This is a genomic window from Paenibacillus sp. SN-8-1, from assembly GCF_050995535.1.
In the GTDB taxonomy this organism is placed as follows: domain Bacteria; phylum Bacillota; class Bacilli; order Paenibacillales; family Paenibacillaceae; genus Fontibacillus.
Genome location: NZ_CP194782.1, coordinates 2559242 through 2583680, shown reverse-complemented (window position 1 = coordinate 2583680; position 24439 = coordinate 2559242). Strand labels below are relative to the sequence as shown.

Annotated in this window: 27 protein-coding genes; 21 read left to right on the top strand and 6 right to left on the bottom strand. The window is 44.2% G+C overall.

Annotated elements, in window-relative coordinates:
* Positions 1 to 80: 80 nt before the first annotated feature.
* Positions 81 to 932, top strand: coding sequence for a hypothetical protein (locus ACRRNK_RS12380; protein ID WP_433943058.1), 852 nt, complete (start codon positions 81 to 83; stop codon positions 930 to 932).
* Here ACRRNK_RS12380 and ACRRNK_RS12375 read toward each other — a convergent pair.
* Positions 920 to 1264 carry a hypothetical protein gene (locus ACRRNK_RS12375; RefSeq protein ID WP_433943057.1) on the bottom strand — a complete coding sequence of 115 codons (345 nt, stop codon included), beginning with the start codon at positions 1262 to 1264 and terminating at the stop codon, positions 920 to 922. The two genes, ACRRNK_RS12380 and ACRRNK_RS12375, sit on opposite strands and share 13 nt — an antisense overlap.
* A gap of 112 nt (positions 1265 to 1376) precedes the next feature.
* Here ACRRNK_RS12375 and ACRRNK_RS12370 point away from each other — a divergent pair, with 112 nt between their 5' ends.
* The gene (locus ACRRNK_RS12370) at positions 1377 to 2198 is read left to right on the top strand and encodes a hypothetical protein (protein WP_433943056.1); all 822 of its coding nucleotides are present in this window, start codon (positions 1377 to 1379) and stop codon (positions 2196 to 2198) included.
* 27 nt (positions 2199 to 2225) lie between these two features.
* Positions 2226 to 2771 (top strand): DUF1697 domain-containing protein, encoded by a 546-nt coding sequence (locus tag ACRRNK_RS12365; RefSeq protein ID WP_433943055.1) that lies wholly within the window; start codon positions 2226 to 2228, stop codon positions 2769 to 2771.
* 108 nt (positions 2772 to 2879) lie between these two features.
* Here the strand turns inward: ACRRNK_RS12365 and ACRRNK_RS12360 are convergent, their stop codons facing one another.
* The gene (locus tag ACRRNK_RS12360; protein WP_433946880.1) at positions 2880 to 3773 is read right to left on the bottom strand and encodes a rhodanese-related sulfurtransferase; all 894 of its coding nucleotides are present in this window, start codon (positions 3771 to 3773) and stop codon (positions 2880 to 2882) included.
* A 258-nt stretch (positions 3774 to 4031) separates the two neighbouring features.
* Between ACRRNK_RS12360 and ACRRNK_RS12355 the strand changes: the two genes are divergently transcribed.
* From ACRRNK_RS12355 to ACRRNK_RS12290, 14 genes are all read left to right on the top strand, one after another.
* Positions 4032 to 5015, top strand: a complete 984-nt coding sequence (locus ACRRNK_RS12355) for a Ku protein (RefSeq protein ID WP_433943054.1) — start codon at positions 4032 to 4034, stop codon at positions 5013 to 5015.
* 21 nt (positions 5016 to 5036) lie between these two features.
* Positions 5037 to 5924: a DNA ligase gene (locus ACRRNK_RS12350; RefSeq protein WP_433943053.1), complete on the top strand. Its 888-nt coding sequence runs from the start codon at positions 5037 to 5039 to the stop codon at positions 5922 to 5924.
* Positions 5921 to 6805: a non-homologous end-joining DNA ligase gene (gene ligD / locus ACRRNK_RS12345; protein ID WP_433943052.1), complete on the top strand. Its 885-nt coding sequence runs from the start codon at positions 5921 to 5923 to the stop codon at positions 6803 to 6805. The genes ACRRNK_RS12350 and ligD overlap by 4 nt, the downstream gene beginning before the upstream one ends.
* 52 nt (positions 6806 to 6857) lie before the next feature.
* On the top strand, positions 6858 to 7085 hold the full coding sequence (locus ACRRNK_RS12340; protein ID WP_433943051.1) for a DUF2188 domain-containing protein: 228 nt from the start codon (positions 6858 to 6860) through the stop codon (positions 7083 to 7085).
* A 35-nt stretch (positions 7086 to 7120) separates the two neighbouring features.
* Positions 7121 to 7837 (top strand): class I SAM-dependent methyltransferase, encoded by a 717-nt coding sequence (locus ACRRNK_RS12335; protein ID WP_433943050.1) that lies wholly within the window; start codon positions 7121 to 7123, stop codon positions 7835 to 7837.
* A 92-nt stretch (positions 7838 to 7929) separates the two neighbouring features.
* Positions 7930 to 9015 (top strand): DNA alkylation repair protein, encoded by a 1086-nt coding sequence (locus ACRRNK_RS12330; RefSeq protein ID WP_433943049.1) that lies wholly within the window; start codon positions 7930 to 7932, stop codon positions 9013 to 9015.
* A gap of 218 nt (positions 9016 to 9233) precedes the next feature.
* Positions 9234 to 10646: an NAD-dependent malic enzyme gene (locus tag ACRRNK_RS12325; RefSeq protein WP_433943048.1), complete on the top strand. Its 1413-nt coding sequence runs from the start codon at positions 9234 to 9236 to the stop codon at positions 10644 to 10646.
* A gap of 414 nt (positions 10647 to 11060) precedes the next feature.
* Positions 11061 to 12113 carry an SPFH domain-containing protein gene (locus ACRRNK_RS12320; RefSeq protein WP_433943047.1) on the top strand — a complete coding sequence of 351 codons (1053 nt, stop codon included), beginning with the start codon at positions 11061 to 11063 and terminating at the stop codon, positions 12111 to 12113.
* A complete protein-coding gene (locus ACRRNK_RS12315) occupies positions 12110 to 13114 on the top strand; it encodes a sugar kinase (RefSeq protein ID WP_433943046.1) in 1005 nt (334 codons plus the stop codon). Before ACRRNK_RS12320 ends, ACRRNK_RS12315 begins: the two co-directional genes overlap by 4 nt.
* A 16-nt stretch (positions 13115 to 13130) precedes the next feature.
* Positions 13131 to 14015, top strand: coding sequence for a PhzF family phenazine biosynthesis protein (locus ACRRNK_RS12310; RefSeq protein ID WP_433943045.1), 885 nt, complete (start codon positions 13131 to 13133; stop codon positions 14013 to 14015).
* 67 nt (positions 14016 to 14082) lie between these two features.
* On the top strand, positions 14083 to 14475 hold the full coding sequence (locus tag ACRRNK_RS12305) for a hypothetical protein (RefSeq protein WP_433943044.1): 393 nt from the start codon (positions 14083 to 14085) through the stop codon (positions 14473 to 14475).
* Positions 14476 to 14588: 113 nt separating this feature from the next.
* A complete protein-coding gene (locus ACRRNK_RS12300) occupies positions 14589 to 14903 on the top strand; it encodes an SHOCT domain-containing protein (protein ID WP_433943043.1) in 315 nt (104 codons plus the stop codon).
* Positions 14904 to 14986: 83 nt separating this feature from the next.
* A complete protein-coding gene (locus ACRRNK_RS12295) occupies positions 14987 to 15580 on the top strand; it encodes a YdeI/OmpD-associated family protein (protein ID WP_433943042.1) in 594 nt (197 codons plus the stop codon).
* 27 nt (positions 15581 to 15607) lie between these two features.
* Positions 15608 to 16462 (top strand): copper amine oxidase N-terminal domain-containing protein, encoded by an 855-nt coding sequence (locus ACRRNK_RS12290; RefSeq protein ID WP_433943041.1) that lies wholly within the window; start codon positions 15608 to 15610, stop codon positions 16460 to 16462.
* A 73-nt stretch (positions 16463 to 16535) separates the two neighbouring features.
* On the opposite strand, the gene ACRRNK_RS12285 is transcribed toward ACRRNK_RS12290, so the two are convergent.
* Positions 16536 to 17417 carry a GHKL domain-containing protein gene (locus tag ACRRNK_RS12285; protein WP_433943040.1) on the bottom strand — a complete coding sequence of 294 codons (882 nt, stop codon included), beginning with the start codon at positions 17415 to 17417 and terminating at the stop codon, positions 16536 to 16538.
* Entirely contained in the window at positions 17417 to 18130 is a 714-nt protein-coding gene (locus tag ACRRNK_RS12280) for a LytR/AlgR family response regulator transcription factor (RefSeq protein WP_433943039.1), read from the bottom strand. The genes ACRRNK_RS12285 and ACRRNK_RS12280 overlap by 1 nt, the downstream gene beginning before the upstream one ends.
* A 207-nt stretch (positions 18131 to 18337) precedes the next feature.
* On the opposite strand from ACRRNK_RS12280, the gene ACRRNK_RS12275 reads away from it, so the two are divergent.
* The 3 genes from ACRRNK_RS12275 to ACRRNK_RS12265 are packed head-to-tail and all read left to right on the top strand — an operon-like array spanning position 18338 to position 20563.
* Positions 18338 to 19054: an ABC transporter ATP-binding protein gene (locus tag ACRRNK_RS12275; RefSeq protein WP_433943038.1), complete on the top strand. Its 717-nt coding sequence runs from the start codon at positions 18338 to 18340 to the stop codon at positions 19052 to 19054.
* A gap of 1 nt (position 19055) precedes the next feature.
* Positions 19056 to 19844: an ABC transporter permease gene (locus ACRRNK_RS12270; RefSeq protein ID WP_433943037.1), complete on the top strand. Its 789-nt coding sequence runs from the start codon at positions 19056 to 19058 to the stop codon at positions 19842 to 19844.
* A complete protein-coding gene (locus ACRRNK_RS12265; protein WP_433943036.1) occupies positions 19844 to 20563 on the top strand; it encodes an ABC transporter permease in 720 nt (239 codons plus the stop codon). The genes ACRRNK_RS12270 and ACRRNK_RS12265 overlap by 1 nt, the downstream gene beginning before the upstream one ends.
* A gap of 17 nt (positions 20564 to 20580) precedes the next feature.
* Here ACRRNK_RS12265 and ACRRNK_RS12260 read toward each other — a convergent pair whose 3' ends face one another.
* On the bottom strand, positions 20581 to 21498 hold the full coding sequence (locus tag ACRRNK_RS12260; RefSeq protein WP_433943035.1) for a DMT family transporter: 918 nt from the start codon (positions 21496 to 21498) through the stop codon (positions 20581 to 20583).
* Between the two features lie 121 nt (positions 21499 to 21619).
* On the opposite strand from ACRRNK_RS12260, the gene ACRRNK_RS12255 reads away from it, so the two are divergent.
* Positions 21620 to 22501: a LysR family transcriptional regulator gene (locus ACRRNK_RS12255; protein WP_433943034.1), complete on the top strand. Its 882-nt coding sequence runs from the start codon at positions 21620 to 21622 to the stop codon at positions 22499 to 22501.
* Between the two features lie 314 nt (positions 22502 to 22815).
* On the opposite strand, the gene ACRRNK_RS12250 is transcribed toward ACRRNK_RS12255, so the two are convergent.
* Positions 22816 to 24270: a methyl-accepting chemotaxis protein gene (locus ACRRNK_RS12250; protein ID WP_433943033.1), complete on the bottom strand. Its 1455-nt coding sequence runs from the start codon at positions 24268 to 24270 to the stop codon at positions 22816 to 22818.
* Between the last annotated feature and the right edge of the window lie 169 nt (positions 24271 to 24439).

The following is a 24439-nucleotide window of genomic DNA, read 5'->3' as shown; positions in this document are numbered from 1 at the left end:
AAAGGATGTTTTTAATCACCTTAGCAAGGAAATGCTATGCATAATAGATCTAGATCCCAGGGGTGAGGAGGGAGCAGTGGATGAGAGGGATAAGATTCTTCTTCAGATCAGCCGTAATCATTTTGACTATATCTGTAGTAATTGGATGTACCCCAGTGGACAACCCTACAGAAGCAGAAGCAGACGGGCTGCGGACTCCGGCTCAAGAACAGCACACTGAGAACAAGAACGCTGGTCAGGCGGACAGCCAATCAAATAAGGGAATCTACGATATACGGGAGGTTGGTCAGGTTCAGATTCAGGATCACAATCAGATCAGCTGGCAGGAGGATAACGTGTCACTGTCAGCCGTGATGGTTCAGCCAAATCAGACCGGGGCTTCCTCGGTGATAGGTTCTATTAAGGTCTCAAATGGGGACCTCGCCTATCCCATCGATCTTGAACAAGCGCCTATCTCAATCTCTTCAGTCTCGTTGTCATCAGATCACCAGTATTTAGCTATGCACCTTAAATATACCGAAGGACATCAACTGGTTATCGTAAATATGGCGGCTGGGGACCATTACTCGCTTAACGCTTATTTAAGCAGGAATGGCAGGGGAAAGGTGGACACAGTCCAATCGTATCAATGGGATCCCAAGGGGAACCATTTGGCTTTGGCATATGGGGATGCAACTCGAAGCAGCGTGGGTCTTTACCAAGCCGATCAAAAAATGCTGCTCGACATCCCAACTTCTGTAATATACAAGGATACCCCTGTTATTGTATGGCATAAAGAAGGCAAAGGGTTTGACTTTGTGAGTACCAGTGGTAAGGATGTCTATGTGCTTAACCGATATGTCCGGGAAAAGAATCTGGTAAGTAAAGTAAAGGCACTAGGCGGGGATGAGGTTGCTGCCTTGCGAACCCTAAGTCCGACTTATGCAAAATAAATAGACAGGTAGATCGCTGCCGCCGCAAAGATGACTGCTGCAGCCGTAATATAAATCCAGGATAGCTTCGACCAATTAACCTTTGTCCGGTTGTCATATTCCGGGTTGCTAACCTTGTTGGCCTTGGAATGGCCAATCACGAGCGTGCTGACCCCGCCAATCACGGCAACCAGAATGATCAGGATATACGGAATAAGTTCCATCAATACTTTCCCCCATGTCTCATTGTTCTGTTCTAAGATATAGATACAGAATTCGTACTTCCCCCCATGATAAGCTGTTAATTGGAAGGCCATAGCGCGTCTGGAAGTAGTCGAATTCAATAAATCCAAGTTTAGAATAAGTATAAAGGAAACCTGAAAGGGTTACCAGACTGTTAGGTATTATATGGTAATATGTGTGTAGGCCGTTAATCTAATGAAGCTGAACTAGGCGGAGGTAGTAATGATAGAATCCAATTTCCTAAGTAAGGTGATGCGGTGGGAGACAGAAATTTCTCCAAAAATTCGTGATTTAGAAACGCCTTCTGAACTTTTTTTGGGAGTAGATTACGAAGGGACACATGGTTATTTTTGTACTCCTGTGGATGCTGTTCAATTTGCAAATACAGGTGCTGACGGAGTTCATTATGCATTCCTGACTGACTTTGGACGATTCAATAATCTGGATGAATGTAGGATCATTCGTGTGGCACCTATGAACCCTACTTCGATTCAGTTGGTGGCCAGAAATATCAAGGATTTCTTTTGTCTTCAGTTGCTTGGATGTCAAGATTTGCTATTTAACGATTTTCAGAGTGAAGACGCTTATTTAGAGTATTTATTAGAACAAGACAAGGATATATCTAACGTTTATTTTGACTATAAAAGTTGGAAAGCCGAGAAAGCCGCAGTAGCCGAATTAGCACAGTCTTTTCTTAACCTTCGGCCCATTGAGAATGCATATACATACATTCAGCAGCTCAGAGCAGAACGAAGACAGCAAATAGTTCTCGAAACGCAGGATGGACTTGGTGTAATTCAAGTATCAGACATTCGTTGTAACAGCTTTAGAAAGCACCCTTGGTCGGGGCAGGATATTCTTTTCCACGATTACGAGGAGCTTAGACACTTCCTCAAGACTGAACAAATCGAAACTATTATGGCTTTCGTAAGGGATTATCAGAATCAGGCGATCCCTGATATACAGTCACTTAATTTAATATGCGATAAACTTGAAGAACTCGGTTACTTCTGGGAGGCGTTACGCCTGCAAAATGTATTGTAAATCCTAAATTTGATTGGAGGCTGCACTATGATCTATATTGCTCTGCTGCGGGGGATCAACGTTGGGGGTAAAAATAAAATCAAGATGGCTGATTTGAAGGAGGCATTGGAGAACAGGGGATTCAAACGGGTCAAAACGTATATTCAAAGCGGAAATGTGCTATTTGAGTCCGAGAAGGATGAACGTACACTTGCGGCAGAAATTGAAGAAGAGATCAATACTTCTTTCGGGATTGCGCTCAAAGTCATGCTGCGAACCGCTCAGGAACTAGAAGATCTGATCGTTAATTCGCCGTTCGCGCATCGTGAGCTTAGCGATGGAGAGAGTCTGCATGTATCCCTGCTGGGAGAACCTTTGACTGAAGAACAAATACATAAGATTGATCAATCCGAGAAGGGAAATGATGAGTTCGCGGTTATTGGGCGGGATGTGTATTTTCACTTTCGCCAGAGTATCCTGGATTCCAAGCTAGGAGGTGCGCTAGATAAATTGAAAATCCCTTCCACTTCCCGCAATTGGAATACGATGAATAAGCTGAATGCGCTGGCTCAGGAGATGAAGCAGCAGAGCTGAGCTCAATCAAGTATACATTGAACAAAGATGTATCGCCCTCACAATCTTATTGAACATGCAAAAAGGGGCGGTCCCAGGTATCAACCTAGGGACCGCCCCTTGCTTCATTTATACAACCATCTCAGCTTTCTCTCTGCATGCATCAGAGCAGTAGTGCTCATGCTTCTCTTCACATTCAGGGCAGCTGATATGCTGCAGATTGCAGACAGGGCAGTTCACATAATGATCATTTGCTGTTCCGCAATGATAACATTTTCCAACCACGATATCTTCATCGGTATGGTTAATAGGAATGGAGATCCGTTCGTCGAAGACGTAACATTTCCCATCGAATAGACGGCCTTGTACTTCAGGATCTTTGCTGTAAGTCACAATACCGCCTTCCAACTGGGCCACGTCCTTGAACCCTTCCGTCATCAGATATCCGGACAGCTTCTCACAACGGATTCCACCTGTACAGTAAGTTAAGATGGTCTTGTCTTTGTACTCACTCAGGTTCTCCTTAATCCATTCCGGGAATTCACGGAATGATTCCACTTCAGGCCGGATCGCGCCTCTAAAATGGCCGATATCATATTCATAATCCGTTCTACCGTCAATAACAATGACATCATCACGCTCAAGTGTGTCGTGCCATTCTTTGGGAGACAATCTCTTCCCGCTGATCTTGTTCGGATCAAGCTCTCTGTCGTCAACCCGGAAGGTGACGAGCTCCGGCCGAAGACGTACAAACAGCTTTTTGAAGGCATGTCCTTCGGACTCATCAATTTTGAAGACAATGTCTTCAAACAATGGATTAGCACGCAGATCAGCCATATACTTCTCGGTTTGTTCCACGGTGCCGGACAAAGTACCATTGATGCCTTCTTTGGCAATCAGGATACGGCCTTTTATACCTAGTTCCTTACAGTATTGAAGGTGTTCAGCAGTAAAAGCTTCCGGATCTTCTATATTTACAAATTTATAAAATAATAGAATCTGGTATGGACTGGACAATGCAATCACCCTTACTTATTAGAAATATATAAATACCTTGATTAATGGAGTTCATCCATATTTCTATGGAGTAACTCCTAAATCTCTAGGGAGTTATTCCATATTATTAAGGCAAATTTAAATTTTATACCCATTTTGGGCATTCGTCAATTTATGATCTCTGGTTTCCTTTCCAGTATCCACTGATTAGCAGGCTGCTACTTAAGGTTAATACGAAGTAATTAATCTACCCGAACGGGGAATTGACCCAGAGGAGGGCTAGTTATGCAAACTGTATGGAAAGGTGCGGTCAGCTTCGGTCTCGTCAATGTTCCAGTCAAAATGTACTCGGCAACTCATGACAACGACATTCCGATGAAGATGCTGCACAAAGAATTTAATGTTCCCATTCAGTACCACCGGACATGTCCCAAGTGCGAAGAGAATGTAAGCTGGAATGAAATTGTCAAAGGTTATGAATACGAGCCGGGTCATTTTGTCACCTTCGATAAAAAAGAACTGGAAGAGCTCGCTTCAAAGACCTCGCGTGAAATCCGGATTCTAGATTTCGTCGATCTGTCCGAGATCGACCCGATCTATTTCCAGAAGACCTATTATCTTGCTCCTGAGGAAAGCGGGGAGCACGCATATAATTTGCTGGTGGAAGCACTTCTGGATACGAAGAAGATCGGTATCGCGAACGTCAGTATCCGTTCCAAGAGCAGTCTGGCAGCAGTTCGGATTGTCGATGGGGTCCTCTCGATGTCGACCATGTATTATGCTGAGGAGATCCGTCCCAAGGAACAGATCCCTAATCTGCCCAAGCAGACGAAAGTAGACGAACGTGAGCTGGAAATGGCCCGAATGCTGATCGATCAGCTCGCCGCGCCTTTTAAACCGGACAAATACGAAGACGAGTATCGAGATCGATTGATGGATGCCATTGAGGATAAAGTAGAAGGCAAGGAAGTGAAGTTCGCTCCTGATGAGAAGAAGACCAATGTCATTGATCTTATGGACGCCTTGAAAGCGAGTCTCAAGATGAGCAAGGAAGCTGCCGTAGACAAGCAAGGGGAGACGGGGAGATCAGAGACCACCTCAGCGAGCAAGCCGCCAGCCAAACGTTCATCCCAATCCAAGTCCAAGCCCAAGCCCAAGTCTAGCTCCAAGTCCACAACAACTGCGCGCAGCACCTCTTCCAGATCTGCCAAAGCTTCAGCGGCTTCCAAGACAACAGCTAAACCGCGCAGAAGAAAGACGGGATCTTAACCGATGCGCCCTTTTACGCCCATGTCCCCGATTCTAACGGACGAAATTCCTTACGGGGAGGAATGGATCTATCAGCTGAAGTGGGATGGATTCCGGATCTTAGCCTGGGTCCAAGAAGGAAAAGTTGAATTGTACTCCAAGAAAATGCTTTTAAGAAACAAGAGTTATCCGGATCTCGTGAAGGCTCTCTCTCGATACCCCGGAACCTTCTTGTTGGACGGGGAGGCTGTGATCCTTGATGGCGCCAGCGGACAGCCCAGCTTTCAGCTTATGCAGCAGAGGGACAAGCTCTCGGACGCTTCCCTGATTAAGAGGGCGGCGAACCGACAACCTGTACAGTATATTATGTTCGATCTCCTGCAGCTTGGAGATCTTAATCTTCGCAGCCTGGCCTATGAAGAGAGGAGATTTCAACTACAGAAGCTGACAGAAGGCTGGGAATCGCCTCTATATCTTGCCGATGAATTCGAGGATGGTGAAGCGCTCTGGGACTGGGTTGTTCATCAGGGCTGGGAAGGTATGGTGTGCAAGAAGCGCCAGAGCAAATACAAGGTAGGCAAGGATCATCAGGACTGGTTCAAGCGGAAGACCATCCTTCATTTCGATGTGGAGATCGTGGGCGTGATCTGGAAGGATGGGAGGGTATCCAGTCTAGTCATGAGAAGGGACGGACTATATTTCGGGCGTGTCTCCTCAGGTCTGAACGAGCGGGTGAAGATGAGGCTGAGAGAACTGCCTGCCAATGCGCTGCAGGAGGATTATTTCCCTGATCTGCCGAAAGGGCTGAGAAATGCAGATGTCAGATGGCTAAACTCTCCACTTGAGGCCAGGGTAAGCGGGAGGGAGACCACCACACTTGGGCTGCTTCGTCATCCCAGGTTGGTAGATTTAGGAGGAATTCCATTATGAGCAACGAGAATACTGGAATCTTCGAAGTAGAAGGACATGAGCTGGAGCTGTCTCACCCGGATAAGATGCTCTGGCCAGAGCTCGGGATTCACAAGGCCCTGTATTTGCAAAAGCTGATCTTGCTGGCTCCCTACCTTCTTCCATATTGCAGGAACCGGTATTTAACTACCATCCGGTATCCAAACGGGGTGGGAGGCAAGTTCTTTTACCAGAAAAATGCCCCGAAGCCGCTTCCAGATTTCGTCCATACCGCCACGAGGGATGGCGTAGACTATATTAATCTGGACTCTCTGCCAACTTTATTATGGCTTGGTAATCTGGCTGCGCTCGAATTCCATCCTTCCTTTGAATATATCGGAGGTGAAGAGCCTGCGGAATGGGTGCTCGATATTGATCCGAGTGAAGAGCTTATGCCAAGGCTAATGGAAGCGGTAGCTTTAATTGGTGAGGCGCTGGATTCGATGGGGATTCAGTCTGTCCCCAAGACCAGCGGTGCAACAGGGGTGCAGATTATCATTCCGGTGAAGAAGGGTTATACCTTTGACCAGCTGCGTAAGATCGGGCAATTTCTCGCTAAATTTCTAACTGAAAAGTATCCTGAAATGTTCACCACCGAGCGGTTGATCAGAGACCGCGGGAACAGGATCTATATAGATTATGTACAGCATGCTTCAGGCAAGAGTCTGTCGGCTCCCTACACTCCAAGAGCCAGGGAGCATGCTACCGTCTCGACCCCCTTATTATGGGACGAAGTTCGAGAAGGTGTAGATCCCAAAGAATTTAATCTGCTGACCATCCAGGAACGGCTGGACAAGTTCGGGGATCTGATAGCAAAGACGCCGAAGCAGTCGCTGGACGCTGTGCTCGATTTTGTGAAGTAGGGCGTTCATTTGGGTAATAACGACTATAATTCAAGACCAGGGAGTGAAGATCATGTCGAAAATTAATGAATTTATTCATACTACACCAAATCCGGACGGCGGTTGGGATAATCAACAGGATGGAGAGAAAATAAGCCATCATAGAACCAAAGCTGAGGCTGAAGAACGAGGCCGGGAAGAAGCGAAGAAGGTAGAGACGGAACACAAGATTCATAACATGGATGGCAAGATTTCGGAATCCAACAGCTACGGAAATGATCCATTTCCGCCGCGGGGCTGATGTCCTGCGAAAATACCTAGAGAGGGAGTGAACTTATGGGCCAGGCTAATTTCGAAGAAGCCCGCAGGGCTGAAGAGACTTATCATAGCAAATTATATAGTGAGAAAGAGATTTTGGAACCGGGAACCTGGATGTCTGAACCAATCCCCTTGGTAATGGAGCTGCAGGATCGTCTGCTGCGATATAAGAAGGATATCGTTATTATGGATCTCGGAAGCGGTGCTGGCCGGAATACGATACCTCTGGCCCTTAAGCTTAAGGGATCAGGCAGCAGAGTAATAGGTATGGATCTGCTGGATGAGGCTGTGAATAAGCTTCGTGAGAACGCAGCTGAGTATGGCGTGGAGACACTTGTTGAAGTACAGAAAGGCGATGCGGAGCATACGGATTTCGGTGATGAAGAATATGACTATATTATTGCCTGCGGCTGTCTGGAGCATGTCTCCTCAGAGGAAGCTTTCGTTCAGGTTCTGGAGCGAATGAAGAAGGGGACCCGGATCGGCGGAATCCACTGTATCGGGATGAATACCAATGTTCAGGAAGTTGAAATGGACTCCGGCAAGGAACTGGAGCCTCTGATTGAGCTTAACTTGTCATCAACAAAGGCAGTCCAAATTCTTGAGCGGGTCTATGGGGACTGGAATGTACTTGAGCAGTCTGCGGTTCTACAATCTATTGAAGAGGAAAAGTATGAGGTGCCTTCTGAATTTCGGGCACAGTCTATAACTTTTGCCGCCCAGAGAGTCAAGTAGAATAGAAACAAAAACCGATTGAAGTTATGCTCTGAATAGACACTGCAAGTGATTTCAGGTATCATCAGACCAAAGATAGGGGGTGGTCCTTGATGAGTGCGCTGAAAGATATGTATTCAAGAGCTTTTTTTGATCAATTTGTATCGATTGTGAAGGGAGCCTATTCCTCGTTCGATGAGCAGCATTTCCTAGACCTCATCTATGACGATGCATGGGAAGGCCGGGAGCTTAAGCAAAGAATCCGGCACGTTGCAGCTACTTTGACGCGTACACTTCCCAATAACTATGAAGAGGCAATCGGCATTCTTACCGAGATCGCGCCGCAGTGCAGGGGATTTGAATATTTATTCTTCCCGGATTTTGTTGAGTTGAATGGTCTGGAACAGATCAACATCTCAATTCCTGCCCTGGAGCAATTCACTACATATTCAAGTGCAGAATTTGCAGTGCGGCCCTTCATTATCCAGGACCCTGAGCTTATGATGCAGCAAATGCTGAGGTGGTCCTCGCATGAGAATGAGCACGTCCGCAGGCTTGCTTCCGAAGGATGCAGACCAAGATTACCTTGGGGAGTCAGCTTGACCCTATTCAAGAGAGACCCTCAGCCCATCCTGCCGATTCTGAACGCACTCAAAGAGGACACTTCCGATTACGTTCGCAAAAGTGTAGCTAACAATCTCAATGACATTTCTAGGGATCATCCAGGGCTTGTGCTTGATATTGCTAAAGAGTGGTACGGGCATAACCCGCTTACGGACTGGATTGTCAGACATGGCTTGCGTACTCTGATAAAGAAAGGTGACCCGGAAGCTCTTGATCTATTCGGTCTTGGAGATTGTGCCGGTTTGGAAGTACTGACTCTTAAAGCGATTAATCCAATTGTCGCTATAGGCGAAGACCTTTACTTCTCCTTCGAGATCCAGAACCAGTCTGCCGAGCCCAGAAAGGTTCGTATCGAGTATGAAGTCGGCTATATGAGAAGCAATGGCAAGCTGTCATCGAAGCGATTCAAGCTGTCCGAGAAGATGTACAACCCTGGAGTCACCACTATTGTGAAAAAACACTCGTTCAAGCTGATTACCACGCGTAAGTACTATCCAGGAGAGCATCGACTGGGTATTATCGTGAACGGACAAGAGATGGCTTCTGTTCCGTTCGAGCTGATGGACAGACCTTAGTTAAGGTCTGTCTTTCTAATTCACCCATAACTCCCTCCTGTGCAGTGAGTCTAACACTTTATTTCCTTTAATCGCCTGACTGTGAAGTGAAGTGGCTCGAATTCATGATTGATGACCATCTAAAAATGCTGTGTCTGTCCTTGTGAGTTTCATGCGGAGAGGATATCATAGGTTGTGAAGCGTTTTCATAAAAGAGGCATGGAAGGGGTCTGAAATAAATGGCTTTTAACAGCATCATACTTCGATTAGAACTCAATCACACACATGTAAGCTTCGGTGATGTAGCCTCGGCGGTAAGTGAAGCCGGCGGAGACATTATATCGATCGATGTTATCAGGCCTGGTTCTGACAATTCTGTGCGGGATATTACGGTCCAGGTGGCCGATGACAAGGAGAAGCTCGTTGTGAATGCTCTTCGGGTTATGCCGGGAATCACCATAATCAACGTATCTGACCGAACCTTCCTGGCACATCTGGGTGGGAAGATCTCTATTCAGCCCAGTATGCCAATCCGTAACCGTGACGATCTCTCCAGAGTATATACACCTGGCGTAGCACGCGTCTCGATGGCTATACATGAAAATGTAGATAAAGCTTACTCTCTTACCATAAAAAGAAATACTGTGGCTGTAGTGACGGACGGAACCGCAGTGCTTGGACTTGGAGACATCGGTCCCGAGGCGGCAGCTCCCGTAATGGAAGGTAAGGCGATGCTGTTCAAGCAGCTTGCGGATGTGGACGCCTTCCCGATCTGTCTGGATACCAAGGATACAGAAGAGATTATAAGAACAATTAAAGCGATCAGTCCGATTTTTGGAGGCATTAATCTGGAGGATATCAGCTCGCCACGCTGCTTCGAGATTGAAGCTCGTCTGGCTGAAGAGCTTGATATTCCGATTTTTCATGATGATCAGCACGGAACAGCCATTGTCGTGATCGCAGGACTTATTAACGCTCTGAAGGTAACAGGCAAATCAATGGAGAATATCCGTGTGGTTGTTAATGGTATTGGAGCAGCGGGGGTGTCGATCTGCAAAATGCTGCTGGCCTCAGGAGTTCAGCGCCTCATTCCTGTTGATCGGGAGGGAGCCATTATTAGAGGGGGAGATTATACCCAACCGATGTGGCAGTGGCTTGCAAGTCAGCCGCAGGTTGAGGACAAGCCGGGGAAGCTTCCTGAGGTTATCGAGGGGGCCGATGTATTCATCGGTGTATCACGAGGGAACGTTCTCAGGGCTGAAGATGTGGAGCGCATGGCACCTGACCGAATTGTCTTCGCCATGGCTAATCCCGAGCCGGAGATCGATCCTGAGCTGGCGCTTCCGCTCGTAAGCGTATTCGCTACAGGGAGAAGTGATTACCCGAATCAGATCAATAATGTACTGGTCTTTCCGGGAGTGTTCCGGGGCGTACTTGATTGCAGGGCCAAAGTGGTGAATCAAGAGATCAAGCTTGCTGCAGCCCATGCGATTGCATCGGTGGTCTCCTCCTCCGAGCTTAATGAGCAGTATATTATACCAAGCATATTTAATGAGAAGGTAGTCAAAAACGTGCGCCGGGCAGTGATCGAGGCTGCGATGCGTACGGGTGTGGCGAGAAGAGTACCGCCTGACATGAGACCCATTGGCTAGCTGGGAGTTCGGATCAAAGACCTTCAAGATGAGCTTTGGGTCAGCCTTCCGATTCATATAACTGAAATGAATTGTGTTAATCCGCTCTGTCTAGGAGCGGATTTTTTGTGTGGTATACCGATCTTTTTTACGATGAGTGATCCTGATTTCATTCAACCTACAAAGATGCTTTTATAAAATTATTGTTAGTACCATATTGATAATATCAAATACATATGGTATTGTTTTGTTATTATCAAAAAGTTACTAAGTTGAGGATGGGATACTGCTTAACATCAAGGTAGGATCGAGTACGATGTCCTGGCTGGCTGCCCAATCCGGGTCGGTTTGGATTTCATCGGTTCGTTTACCGTCGGCTTGACTTGGCTATTCGAGGGTAACTCCCCAATCCAACAAGAAAGTGAGGTAGTTGTCATGTTTGGATACAATTTCGTTAAATTTCAACCTAGTGAGTATGTGATGAAGGTCCGGAATGGCAAGATTGTCCGGGAGGGCGTAGGTCTGTCATTCTACTATTATGCTCCGACGACCTCGGTCGTGGTTGTACCTGTATCTTCGATTGATGTTCCTTTCATGTTCGAAGAGATTACTAACGATTATCAGACTGTAACCGTTCAAGGACAGCTGACTTACCGAATCATGGACTATAAGAAAATTACGCAAATTCTGAACTATACTTATAATCTGCGTAAGAACAATTACATTTCGGACGATCCGGCCAAGCTCGCCCAGCGGGTGATCAATATTGCCAAAGTGCAGACGAAGAAACATCTAGAGCATATGCCTCTAAAGGAGGCTATACAGGCAAGTGAGCGATTGGCTCAGAACGTAACACGGGAGATCCGGGCACACGAAGAAATTGAGAATCTTGGGATCGAGCTAATGGGGCTTTCGATTCTAGCCATTCTGCCGAACAGAGAGACGATTAGAGCTCTTGAAGCACAGGCCCGTGAAGAAATTTTGCGGAATGCGGATGAAGCATTATATGAACGCAGAAATGCTTCGATTGAGCAGGAACGAAGGGTCAAAGAGAATGAGCTGAATACAGAGATTGCGGTGGAGACGAAGAAGAGACAGATCCGTGAGACACAGCTGGATGCCGAGAGATCGGTGAAGCAGAAGCAGAACGAGATGAAGGAAGAGCAATTGAAATTTGATACTGAACTCGAGGAGAAGAAGCAGGAATTGATCAGCCTTACCGTAGCCAATAAGAAAGCTGAAGCAGATGCCAAAGCCTACGAGCTTGCTGTGGTAATGAAGTCCCTTCAAGATGTGCCGCCGAATGTACTTCAGGCACTTACGAATATGGATATGAAGCCGGATAAGCTGATTGCGATAGCCTTCCAGGAGCTTGCGGAGAATGCTGGTAAAATTGGTCAGCTTAACATCACACCAGATCTTCTTCAGGGTCTAATGGCGGATTCGGCTCATGGTAATCATGGTGGAAGAGGAGCGGGTGCAAGATGAGCAATCCTTTAACCGAACGAAAGATAGTTCTGGTCAAGCGGAGAACCCGGCTGGAGGAATTGGTTGTCCGGTATAATACTATTCAGCAGGCAGAATTCTATATCGAAAGACTTGGTGCGGACTTTAGTGATTATATCCAGGAGGATAAGATCTACCGCGAAGCCCTTAACTTAGCAGTCAGTGAACTGACTGCTATCGGCAGGGTCCAGACTCTTGACCGTGAGCATGTGCCGAACTTTATTTTTGGCGGACAGGATATTGTGGTGGTGCTTGGACAGGATGGATTAGTTGCCAATACACTGAAGTATGCAGCAGCACAGCCCCTGATTGGTGTGAACCCTGACCCTGGTAGATGGGACGGGATTCTACTCCCTTTTACCGTGCAGGATCTTAGACTAATCGTACAGGATGTGCTGCATCACCGGCGGCAGATCCAGGAAGTTACGCTGGCGAAGGCGCATTTAAATGACGGACAGTGTCTCTATGGGGTGAATGATCTGTTCGTGGGACGGAGGACACATGTCTCAGCACGGTATCAGCTCAAGCTGGGCCAAGTGACAGAGCAGCAATCCTCAAGCGGGATTATTGTGTCGACTGGACTGGGCTCGACAGGCTGGTTCAAGAGTGTTCTCGCAGGAGCGGCGGGGATCGTAGGGAGCGTTATGCAGCAGCGCATAACCCTTACACCGGACACGGTACTTGGTGCAGAGCCAAGAAATTTAGAACCTGACAGGCAAGGGGTAAGAGTTCCCGACACGCGGGCTATGTGGAATTCTTCTAATCTTTATTTTACCGTAAGAGAGCCTTTCCCGAGCAGAACGACGAGCGCAGAGTTAGTCTTTGGCAGAATTGAGCGGCATGAACCTCTGAGAATCGTGTCTCAGATGCCTGAAGATGGGGTGATCTTCAGTGACGGAATTGAAATTGACTATTTGGAGTTCAACTCCGGGGTCGAAGCGATGATCGGGATTGCGGAGGAGAAGGGGCAGTTGGTGGTATAGCTCACAAGGAGGACTAATGGAGAGACAAATTATAAATTATTCTATTGTTGATGTGTTCTCAGAAGGGAAGTATACGGGGAATCCACTTGCAGTTTTTAAAAATGCAGGTAATCTTTCTGATATTGAAATGCAGCAGATAGCAAAGGAAATTAATTATTCCGAAACGACCTTTATAGTTTCTGAATCCAAAAATAATAACTATGACGTGCGTATTTTTACACCCAAGGAAGAGATACCTTTTGCTGGTCATCCGGCTTTAGGAACGGCTTATGTTATTCAAAATGAAATTTTAACGAAGCGTGTTGAGAAAATAACTTTAAATTTCAAAGGCGGCCTGATTCCAGTTACCTTTAACCCTCAAGAAGGGGTCATATGGATGAAACAAAATGAACCTGCTTTTGGCCGGATTCTGGATGCTCATCATGTTCTAGATGTCCTTAATATAGCAAAAGAAGACCTGGACGGCAGATATCCTGTTCAAGAGGTTTCAACTGGACTGCCGGTCATCATTGTTCCTCTGAAATCGCTGGAGGGTGTCAAGAAAGTGAGGCTGAATAGAGAGAAATATTTCGAATTAATTGATCAGACCGAGGCGAAAGCCATTATGGTCTTCGCTCCTGAAACGTATCATTCGGTAAATGATCTGAACGTGCGGGATTTTGCAGCGTATTACGGCATTCCTGAAGATCCGGCTACAGGGAGTTCGAATGGGTGCTTAGCCGCTTACCTGGTCAAATACCGTTATTTTGAAAATAATAAAATAAACGTTCGTGTAGAACAAGGGTACGAAATTGAAAGACCTTCACTATTGTTCTTGGAAGCAAGTGATGATAGTGGAATAATCAAAGTTCATGTAGGAGGGAAAGTAGTAAAAATAGCGCAGGGTGAATGGTTTGTTTAATAACAACTTTCTAGTCAATTCCAACGTCTTACTATTAGAAGTGGATTTTGGGACAAGGGAATTTGGCATGCTGAGAAAAAGACCAATCATTATAGCTTCTTCTGGATTATTAGCTTTGATTACGGCATTCCTGTATTTGACGCCTGCTGCTGGGCAGCTTGTAGCACATACAAGGCTCGAAGGATTCGCTACGAGTGTTGGTATTAGCGTTAAGAAGGATTCCCCGCCGCTTCCACGTGTTACTTTTGGGACAACACAAATCCAAGTGACTCAAAGCACTTACTGCTGGGGGAAGTTGGGATGTGCTGATTACGCTGATGGGAGAACATTGGCACAAGGCAAAACGCCTACTGTAGTAGCTCCTGGAGCCTTGATTCAAATTTCATTTGATTACAAGCCATCACCTAATGAGTTGAACCTCCAGCAGTTTGTTGATGATAATTCGGTACAAGTACTTTAATTTACATTAAGCAGACAGGATGTTTGGAAATAGTCTCATTCAAAGTTAAATAAAATATGCTAGGAGTGAACTAATTGAGAGGACGTGCTAGACCAAGTAAGGCCGCATCCTTTATGGGAATGATTGTAGGGGGAATATTTACTTATATTGGATTAACCCTATTTGCTAGCATGGGGTGGTTTGGGATTGTCTGGACGCTCATAGCAGTTGGGATTACGATTGGGCACGCCTTTAATTTTTTCGGAAAGAGAGGAGTTTCCACATGGGAGATTGAAGTGGATGATAAGGATCTTTCTATTCCTCGGAAAAGCTTGGCGAATGATATTGAAACAAGGCTGCGCCGATTGGAACGTCTGAAAGAAGAAGTCCTTATTTCTGATGATGAATATCGTCAAAAGAGGAAAGAGATTATGAACGAGAAGTGGTAGGAGCAAGAAAGCATTCTTGATACCAAGATTGAAATAATGAACGAAATACATAAGATGAAACAATAGAAGGGGGAGCTTTCTTAATGACGAACAGCAGATTGAATCCCAAGGTTGATGAATTTATAAGTCGATCTAAAAGGTGGAAGGAAGAATATGAGAAGTTGAGAATGATAGTTCTTGACTGTGACCTGACCGAAGAATTCAAGTGGATGCACCCCTGTTACACTTACGAGAATAAGAACATAGTGTTAATACATGGATTCAAGCAATATATTGCGCTTCTGTTTCATAAAGGTGTCTTGTTAAAGGATGCCCATGGGATTCTAATTCAGCAAACGGAGAATGTCCAAGCGGCGCGCCAGATTCGGTTCACGAATGTTCAGGAAATCGTTGAAATGGAGACCATCTTGAAAGCCTATATCCAGGAAGCTATCGAAGTTGAAAAAGCGGGTTTGGAAGTGGACTTCAAAAAGACAGCAGATTACGCCATTACTGAAGAGTTTCAAACTAAACTCAGTGATATGCCCGCCTTGAAATCTGCCTTTGAGGCATTAACGCCGGGGCGGCAGAGAGCATACCTTCATTATTTTGCTGAACCCAAACAATCTAAAACCCGCGAATCCCGGATTGAGAAATATGCGCAGAAGATTTTAGATGGAAAAGGATTAAATGATTGATAAAAATTAGTAAAGGAATGATTCAAAATGAAGAAGATTATTCCGCTAATTATTCTCGCATTCACGATTTTCACTTCCCCGCCTGCTTATGCAGATGACCCATCCATCAAAATTGACGGTGTAGCTGTCGTATCTGACGTGCACCCTGAAGTGAAGAACAGTCGTACTATGGTACCCTTACGTGTGATCAGTGAGAGTTTGGGAGCTAAGGTTGAGTGGTCAAATTCCCAAGTGACATTCACTAAGGATGGAATGAAAGTGACTCTAAAACCTAATAGCAATACGGTGGTAAAAAACGGGGTAACCGTGAAATTGGATGTTAAGCCGTATGTCAAAAGGAATCGTATATTCGTTCCGCTCCGCTTTATCGTAGAAACGTTTGGCTGTAAGGTCAATTACAGCAAGTCCGGTGTAACTGTTGATACCGAGCCATTGATCATAGAAGGTGTGCAGGTGAAGGCTTTGCGCGAAGAATACCATATGACTATGGGCGGTGTCGTACAGCAAATCAATGGGAATGCCTATAACAGAGCCATTTACAACATGTTTGTACATAACTTAGGTGCCAAGGTCGAAGCCCCTGCTAGCTACTCGTGGACTATTAACCTTGACGTACCAGGTTCGTATTATAAAAATGGGCAGTATGACTTTTTAGATAACAAAGGGAATAGTTTAAAGCGCTTCGATATCTATACTTTACTTCCTGCCACATATCGTGGTGAAGATGATACTGCCATACAATACCCCGAGGTTTTGGTGTATGACGGTTCTGAGCAGCAATGGTATTTATTTAGCGAGAGCGCGCTAGGATCCATTAACCATCTAGTCAATAAGGCATTCGATAGTGGGTTTGTGAAGGTTATTAGTAATACGGTTGTTTAGCATACGAAGGGCACCCAGCGGGTGCCTTTTCGTGTGTATGGCAATGAACAAGGGTTAATCGAAGCAGTCTGCTCTATTCTTCATTTTCTATATCATATACATTGAGTAAAAGTATACTTACAATATACTGATTATCTTTAACCCACTGGTCATAAATTCCACCATTCTCTTCTATAATTTTTTTCACATTTTTAATTCCTATTCCCTCGATTTGTCTGTTCTTTCGAGTGTTAAGCTCCATAATATCAAATACATTTGAAATTTCTATAAGCAGGTTATTATCAAATTGTTTGATAAGAAGTGAAATCTCTGGTTCATTAGAATTAGAAAAACGTAAGACTGCGTTTAAGGAATTATCTATTAAATTCCCTAGCACAACTGCCAAAATATCAGTATCTAAATTAATCTTTTCTGGAAGGAAAGATTTAATGTTTAAAGTTATTCCATTTCTTTCAGCAACAGACTTTTTTTCATTCAGAAGATAATTTAGGACATAGTTATTTGTGAAAAAATAATCAATGTGTTCGATTTTCAGTATCGAACTTTGAAGATATTTTTCAGCCCCGGCGGTATCCCCCTTACTTAACATCCCCTTCAGCACTACGTATTGGTTTTTTAAGTCATGCTTCATGGAATAGAGTCTGGATTGTGAGTGCTTTAGTTGCTTGAAGAACTTCAATTCTGATTCAAATGCTATTTTTTGCGTTGTAGCTTTTTCAAGTTTTTTATAATAGTTTCCAAGGGATTTATACAGACATAGAATACATATATTCATATAAACAATAAAAGAAGCAATCAATATAAAAATTAAGTTTGGATGATTGATAAAGTTGATTTCCGAAACTACAGAAGTAATTAACACAAATACTGATAGCATGATCGGTATTGAAATTAGTACAATAACGAGAAAAACATTTATGGGTCGCTTCTTTGTTTTGGGCGAAAATTTAGCCATTATATTAAGTCCCTTAACTTCATCAAAATTTGTTTTCTCGCAGGCTCTATAAATTTACGACTCATAGGTATTTCAACCGTTTGCTTATCGTTTAAATTTGCAACAATTGTATTATGGCTGATTTGCTTTATATATCTGACATTAACAATAAACGAGGTGTGAACCTGCACAAAATTGTCATTCACTTTGGATAAAAGAGCTCTTGTTGGAAGCATCGTTTCATATGTATCAGAGGGGGTGTGAATAAGCACTCTCCTTTTGTTTTTTTCAAAGTAAATAATCTCACGAAATGAAAGACTGTAAAAAACTTTGTTAAAGGTAAACATAAACTTGGAATCATCTATATCTAAATATTTAATAGCGCGGTTCAAGGCAGGGTAGAGGTTCTCCTTTGTTACTGGTTTTACAATGTAATCAAAAGTATTAACCTTAAAAGCCTTTTCCATATATTCTTTGAAACTGGTAATAAAAATAATTGGACATGTATAGTTATTCTGCCTTATGGTCTCGGCGATCTCTATTCCCGAGCGAGTAGGAAACTCAATATCTAGAATAAACAAATCATATGTATTTCCTTTAAGAAACTCAATGAAACGAAGTGGATCGTAGAATATATCAATTTCAAATAACGAGGAGTCATATTCTAACAATAATTCTTCGATCGCTTTCGCAAGAACAGGAACATCATCGCAAATAGCCACTTTTATGGCCATCGTTTCACCCCCGCATAATAATGAATTCCTCTCTAACCAGTATAAGAGATCCTGTTCTCCGTATCCATTTATTAGATCAGAACGGAAATGATGCTAATAGTTACATATAATTTGTAGTTTGTTACACAAAATATTATCCGCTTGAAAATGGGATATTATTGAAATTACTGAATTTATAAACTGAAATTTTAGGAGGAGATTTTTATATTGACGAATATTACTAACGATATTGTTATATCCCAATTATGTAAACAACACGGGACCAGAGATATTTTAAAAGATGTATCCTTTGAAGCAAAACAAGGGAGAATCACAGCTTTTCTTGGACCCAATGGTGCGGGAAAAAGCTCCACACTTCGTATATTGTTGGGACTCGATCGCGCATCAGGAAAGGCAACTTTTGGCGGAATCAACTATGCAGCATTTGAGACTCCATTGAAAGTGGTAGGAGCAGCATTTGATGGTATAGGAGGTGCTCCTTCAAGAAGGGTAAAAACACATCTGAAAATCATAGCACAAAGCAACAGCATCTCTTTCCGTCGTGTGCCTGAAGTATTGGAAATTGTCGGTTTATCAGAAAAAAGCAAAGCGAGATTAGGAACTTTATCATTAGGTGAAGGACAACGTCTTGGACTTGCAGCAGCTCTTTTGGGAGACCCTCAATATCTTGTTCTTGATGAACCAACCAATGGACTTGATCCAACAGGAATTCGCTGGTTTAGAACATTTATTCGTCAGCAATCAGACAGGGGAAAGACTATTTTGTTGTCATCACATCTTCTTTCTGAAGTGGAAGCTGTGGCGGATGATGTAGTTATTATTAATCATGGAAAAATAATAGTAACCGGTGAACTTCAGCATGTTATGAAAAATCTAGATTCATTGGAAGATGTGTTCTTTTCCCTTACAGAGGGTGGGGTATAAAATGAAGACTTTTTGTAGAACCATACGATTTGAACTAATAAAGATTCGTTCAAGTAGAGGGTGGTGGGTAATTTGTGCTCTAGTTATCGTATTTCAACCATTAATGGCACTTCTCGTAGCAAAAAGCTATCTTGAAATTGGTTTAGATGCGACACCAGAAACTCACCCGGAATTAGCGCAAGCTTTGCCTCCTTTGGATTATTTCGGATTTGAGATAGTGCCATTTGGGTTATTACCGATGATTGTCTTTGGAGGAATTATAGGGGCAAGTGAATATAAACATCATCAATTACGTACAACTTTACTATGTCAAAGTAGTCGTATTAAGGTTTTCTGTGCGAAAGTCTTCTCACTTTTAATATGCAGTACATTCATATCATTTATAGCAATTCTTGCTACTATTTCTATTACGCATTCTGGTTTGGGGAAACTAGGCTTACATCCATTTTATTTAAGTACAATAGCTTGGCAGTTTATAGGCTATTCAGTGCTGGATTGGATTTTACTAACCATACTTTCTTTTGGGATCGGAATGCTCTTTAGAAATGCTATCGTACCTTTAGCTTTTTTGCTTCCGCAGCTTTACAATCTAGGAAACTTTTTAGCGCAAAAGTATGAGTGGGGGAAGTATCTCCCTGTGGCAGCAGGTAATCTTTTTTTTGCAACACCAACGGATCCTTTTGAGCATGATCCATTAAGAGGCGGTACCGTACTGTTGATGTGGGTTATCGTAACTTTGATCATATCTTTATACTCTTTTGTCCGTAGTGACGTGGGGGGCAAAAATTGATGTACTCTGTTTTGCGCAGTGAGAAAATCAAATTTTTTTCTTATGGTTGGTGCATTTCAGGTGTAATCGGAGCTATTATCGTTCCATTACTCTTCTTATTAACATCCGATACACCTAGGATCGGGAGAGAGGAGGGGGTACTTTCTTTTAGCTTACAATCACTTTATTTGGGTCAACTGGGAATTGTTGTTGCCAGTGCGGCTTATTTTGGACAAGAATATTCACACTCTGTTCTAAGAACAACACTTCTCACACAACCCTCAAGAGTAAAGTTATTATGTGCGAAATTTATAAATATTACTATATTGGTAGTGCTTACAGGAATAGTTTCAAGTGCACTCGGTTTAATCTTTCTATTGTCTCAACACGATATGGAATGGACAGGTTCTTTCATGATGCGGTTACTTGGAAGTACTTCTCTTGGCCTACTGAGTTGGATTCAATTAGCTTGGATCACCTCTGCATTATCTATTATAACTAAATCGCTTATAGCACCTATCGCTATCATGTTTCCGCTTATTTTGGGACTTAGCCAAATGTTGTTTGCAGTTTCTCAGATGGCTAAATTTCTACCTGATCTTGCTACAATGAATCTTTTTTCAATACCTGCTGTAAATATCTATTTGGACAAATGGTCGGGACTAGCCGTTCAATTTTCTTGGTTAGTATTATTAATAACTATTTCTGCTTGGTTGTTTTCAAATCGTAGTGTTCGTTAATTAAAGCAATATTCGGTTCATGACGAGAGTGTTGTACATTTTCGGTCACCCAATCCATGCCGTCTATTACGCACTTTTCTAGGGGAATCACTCCGATTAACCAAATAAATACCGAGGCACACGAGCACGCATCCAGCCACCGCCTCCCAGGCAATACTCTCTCCCAAGAGAGCCCAACTGCTCAGGACACCGAATATTGGAGCTAGGAACAGAAAAGAGCTTGTTTTACCGGGATCTCCTTTATCCAATAGGTAAAACCAGACGGAGAATTGCACAATGGAGCACAGAACGGCGAGCCACAATATTACTACAGTGGATGTTACGTTGATATATAAATACGTATGCTCTGTCAGCAGGCTCAACAGGAGAAGAAGACCTCCTCCGAAAAGCATCTGGTATGCTGCAAGAGCTGTCATGTGAAATTGGCTGCCCCAGCGCTTGATCAGCAGTGTAGCCGCCGAGAAGCAGACTGCTCCCATGAGCCCAATACATGTACCCGGCTGCAGGCCGATATGAAAGCCGAAGCTGACCACAATGCCTGCGAAGCCCAGCATAACCCCGAGCCATTGAAGCGGGCGATAACGCGCGCCTGTGAAAAGCGTTCCGAACAGAACCACAATCAGCGGGCTTGAGCTTGTTATTATCGCTGACTCCCCGGTAGTAATCCAATGCATGCTGTAATAAGCGCAGCCCATAACTCCTGCGGACTGAAAGATACCGATGACAGCAGCCTTCAACCAACCTGAAAAGTTCTGCGGCTGAGGCAGCTTCCTTATTAAGGTCCAGACGGCCAGGGTGCTCCCTGCCAGTACAAATCTCACCCCCATGAGCAGGAATGGCGCCGCATAGAGCAGTCCAATTTTGCCTACAGGAAAAGCCACGCCCATGAGAAAGGTAGTGAACAGGATCAGCGCGTAATATTTATAATTATTCATGCCAAAAACCTCCATCTAAATTGTGATATAGCCATTGTAATCTCGCTTTGGTTTCATGTAAAATGAGTATAAATGAACTTTGAAATCAATTTTAGCGATATCAGAAAGGGGAGGTATCTAGATGGAAAGCACGGATCTTCGTGTGTTTCTAGCTGTTGCCCGCGAAGGCTCGATCACCAAGGCCGCCGCCCGGCTGGGCTATGTGCAGTCTAATGTGACGGCCCGAATACAACAGCTCGAGGCTGAGCTGCAGACTGTTCTCTTTTATCGCCACAACCGGGGCATGAAGACGACATCCAGTGGCGAGAATCTGCTTGTGTATGCCGAGCGGGTCGTCACCTTATTGGAAGAAGCCTCCAGGGCGATGACTGTGTCCTCGGAACCGAGTGGTCCACTGCGGCTCGGTTCGCTGCAGACAACCGCGGCGGTACGGCTGCCCGGCCTTTTGGCTGCGTATCACAAGAGGTTTCCAGGCGTCTCTCTTTCCTTGACCACGGGCCTGTCTCATGAGCTAATTGAAAAGGTCCAGCACTACGAGCTGGACGGTGCCTTCGTTGCACTGCATGCCCCAACCACGGACATACAAGCGATACCCGTATTTGAGGAGGAGAGGCTTATCGTCTCCGAACAAGCTATTCAGACATTAGATGAGGCATTGACCAAGCCTATTCTCGTGTTCAGCTCGGGCTGTTCCTATCGGGAAATACTCGAGGAATGGCTCAGATCGCGAGGGATTGTCGCCTTTAATGTAATGGAATTCGGCACCCTGGAGGCTATTATCGGCGGGGTAACCGCCGGGCTAGGTATTTCCCTCCTGCCCAAGTCGGTCATCAGCCGTACCGCTGAGGCAGGACTCGTCCATTTGCATCCTATTCCCGAGGAATACAGCCACTCGGCTACATTTTTCGTGACCAGGAAAGACAGCTTTATCCCTAGCTCGCTGCAAGAATTGATACAAATGCTGGGTGAAAGCACGATAAATGCGGGTTATAAGTTGAACTAATGATTTACGTGCTAGTCAGCCGTATGAAATGTTCCTACGATCGCTGTTGTTCTCAGACTTTTTCATTAAAATTTTTTAAAGATTGAAGTCCAATCTCAAAGCTTATGCTTCCGATGCAGCTTTCTTTCAGAAAGCTTGTAGGCGAACGCTCCGCTTCTCCAGAATCATTTCACACTCTTGCCTATAGGTAATTCTTAAATTCAACTTATATAGCAAAAATAAAACAGCGGCAGCTTCAGGACTGAAATTTCAGTCCATGGCTGCCGCTGCTTTTTATTCGAGTCAGGCTAATAACTTATTTTACTTTACTTAGATCACTTCACTTCGTCCTTAATCTGAGCCAGATTGCTCAGTGCTGCCTCATTATGCTTAATGTTCTCCAGCACGATATTATTCTGATTAACTAAGGATTCAATTGTAGCCGACAGTTCTTCCAGGGTCGCGGAAGTCTGCTGGCTGACTGAAGCCAAATGCTCTGAGGATTCCTCGATGGATCGGGAGGAGGATTGAATGGTCGTAATGGTCTTGTCATAATGAGCTGTTCTCTCATTAATCTCTTTCACGGAGTTGTTAATTTCAGCAAAAACATCCCGGGTCTCCAGCGTCATTGCCAGACAATCCTTCATTTGATCAGAGATGGTATTCATATTAACCTGTGTATGGCCAGACTGATCAATGACTGCCAGTAGATTGCTCGAGATTTCGTCCGCAGCTTTTGCGGAGGAATCGGCCAGCTTGCGAATTTCAGTTGCCACAACGGCGAAGCCTTGTCCGCTTTCACCGGCCCTAGCAGCCTCGATACTCGCATTTAGGGACAATAAATTCGTCTGTGAAGCAATGTCCTGCAGGGTAGTGATCAGATCAGAGGAGCCTTTGATCTGTGCAGCCAGGTCATTCACCTGATCGCTTACAGCCTGAATTTGAACACTGAAATCCTTAATCATAAGGTACATTTCTTCCACGGTGGCATCTCCCCGCTCGGAAGAGTCCGCCGCACCTTGGATGCCTGCACGGAGCTGACCTAAAGATTGGAACATGTCTTCAAGCTGGGAATTGCTGTTCTTCACTGATTCCGAAATCGTTACCAGAACTTCGGATTCGGAGATAACCCCTTTCGTAATTTCATGAAAGGCGTCGTTCATCTCATTAAAGGAGACCGCGTTCTCACTGCTTCCCCGCGATATTAGCTCCATGTTATTAGAGATCGTGGTCACATTCTCCCGAAGGGATTTCTCATGTTCGTTAAGTTGATGAATCAGCTGTTCTGTTTTCATTTGAGTATCAGCAAGATTGGTAACCATGCGGTTAGCGACTTTTTGGAAAGCAAACAAAATGACAACCACAATTAAATAGTAGAACCACAGCCCGATGATATTATCTTTGTTCAGCCCTATTGCGTCGCCATTCATGTACATGTTCAACCAAAGAATATAAGCCCCGGCAACTGCGCCAGTGATTAATACTTTATTATTCATATAAATTAATGCTACAGCTAATAAGAAAAATACCTGAAATAGGTTGGAAATACTGGGTATGTAGATCGTAGATACTGTAAAAATAGAAATTATTCCGGCTATGGCTACGTAAGGAATTGCTTCTTCCCATCTTCTGCCGAAATGCAGAATACCAATTACAAACAGTACAAATATATCGAGTACTGACATCAGGATCTTGATATTCATACTTTGGTGTATGGTAAAGTAGGTAACCTCGGCGAGTAGTACAGTCACGGCCAGTGCTTTAAAGATAAGGTCGTTTTTCTTTCGCACATCCTCCTTTCTAATTGATGCTAAGCTGGAATTTTGTTGCTCTCCTATCATTCTCTTAATTCCCCCATCAAATAAGTGTATATATGAGTACATAATAGCATAGGATTTTCACTAAATATACGACATTTTTCGCGGGAACGCAGGTGTGTTAGAAATGAAACGATGCAAA

What these genes read in the sequence shown, in the direction of transcription:
- ACRRNK_RS12310 (WP_433943045.1), top strand. Translation starts at nt 13,131, where the DNA reads ATGGAGAGACAAATTATAAATTATTCTATTGTTGATGTGTTCTCAGAA.
- ACRRNK_RS12370 (WP_433943056.1), top strand. Translation starts at nt 1,377, where the DNA reads ATGATAGAATCCAATTTCCTAAGTAAGGTGATGCGGTGGGAGACAGAA.
- ACRRNK_RS12380 (WP_433943058.1), top strand. Translation starts at nt 81, where the DNA reads ATGAGAGGGATAAGATTCTTCTTCAGATCAGCCGTAATCATTTTGACT.
- ACRRNK_RS12350 (WP_433943053.1), top strand. Translation starts at nt 5,037, where the DNA reads ATGTCCCCGATTCTAACGGACGAAATTCCTTACGGGGAGGAATGGATC.
- ACRRNK_RS12330 (WP_433943049.1), top strand. Translation starts at nt 7,930, where the DNA reads ATGAGTGCGCTGAAAGATATGTATTCAAGAGCTTTTTTTGATCAATTT.
- ACRRNK_RS12365 (WP_433943055.1), top strand. Translation starts at nt 2,226, where the DNA reads ATGATCTATATTGCTCTGCTGCGGGGGATCAACGTTGGGGGTAAAAAT.
- ACRRNK_RS12265 (WP_433943036.1), top strand. Translation starts at nt 19,844, where the DNA reads ATGTACTCTGTTTTGCGCAGTGAGAAAATCAAATTTTTTTCTTATGGT.
- ACRRNK_RS12355 (WP_433943054.1), top strand. Translation starts at nt 4,032, where the DNA reads ATGCAAACTGTATGGAAAGGTGCGGTCAGCTTCGGTCTCGTCAATGTT.
- ACRRNK_RS12285 (WP_433943040.1), bottom strand. Translation starts at nt 17,417, where the DNA reads ATGGCTAAATTTTCGCCCAAAACAAAGAAGCGACCCATAAATGTTTTT.
- ACRRNK_RS12290 (WP_433943041.1), top strand. Translation starts at nt 15,608, where the DNA reads ATGAAGAAGATTATTCCGCTAATTATTCTCGCATTCACGATTTTCACT.
- ACRRNK_RS12340 (WP_433943051.1), top strand. Translation starts at nt 6,858, where the DNA reads ATGTCGAAAATTAATGAATTTATTCATACTACACCAAATCCGGACGGC.
- ligD (WP_433943052.1), top strand. Translation starts at nt 5,921, where the DNA reads ATGAGCAACGAGAATACTGGAATCTTCGAAGTAGAAGGACATGAGCTG.
- ACRRNK_RS12260 (WP_433943035.1), bottom strand. Translation starts at nt 21,498, where the DNA reads ATGAATAATTATAAATATTACGCGCTGATCCTGTTCACTACCTTTCTC.
- ACRRNK_RS12315 (WP_433943046.1), top strand. Translation starts at nt 12,110, where the DNA reads ATGAGCAATCCTTTAACCGAACGAAAGATAGTTCTGGTCAAGCGGAGA.
- ACRRNK_RS12335 (WP_433943050.1), top strand. Translation starts at nt 7,121, where the DNA reads ATGGGCCAGGCTAATTTCGAAGAAGCCCGCAGGGCTGAAGAGACTTAT.
- ACRRNK_RS12270 (WP_433943037.1), top strand. Translation starts at nt 19,056, where the DNA reads ATGAAGACTTTTTGTAGAACCATACGATTTGAACTAATAAAGATTCGT.
- ACRRNK_RS12295 (WP_433943042.1), top strand. Translation starts at nt 14,987, where the DNA reads ATGACGAACAGCAGATTGAATCCCAAGGTTGATGAATTTATAAGTCGA.
- ACRRNK_RS12300 (WP_433943043.1), top strand. Translation starts at nt 14,589, where the DNA reads ATGGGAATGATTGTAGGGGGAATATTTACTTATATTGGATTAACCCTA.
- ACRRNK_RS12255 (WP_433943034.1), top strand. Translation starts at nt 21,620, where the DNA reads ATGGAAAGCACGGATCTTCGTGTGTTTCTAGCTGTTGCCCGCGAAGGC.
- ACRRNK_RS12320 (WP_433943047.1), top strand. Translation starts at nt 11,061, where the DNA reads ATGTTTGGATACAATTTCGTTAAATTTCAACCTAGTGAGTATGTGATG.
- ACRRNK_RS12325 (WP_433943048.1), top strand. Translation starts at nt 9,234, where the DNA reads ATGGCTTTTAACAGCATCATACTTCGATTAGAACTCAATCACACACAT.
- ACRRNK_RS12280 (WP_433943039.1), bottom strand. Translation starts at nt 18,130, where the DNA reads ATGGCCATAAAAGTGGCTATTTGCGATGATGTTCCTGTTCTTGCGAAA.
- ACRRNK_RS12305 (WP_433943044.1), top strand. Translation starts at nt 14,083, where the DNA reads ATGCTGAGAAAAAGACCAATCATTATAGCTTCTTCTGGATTATTAGCT.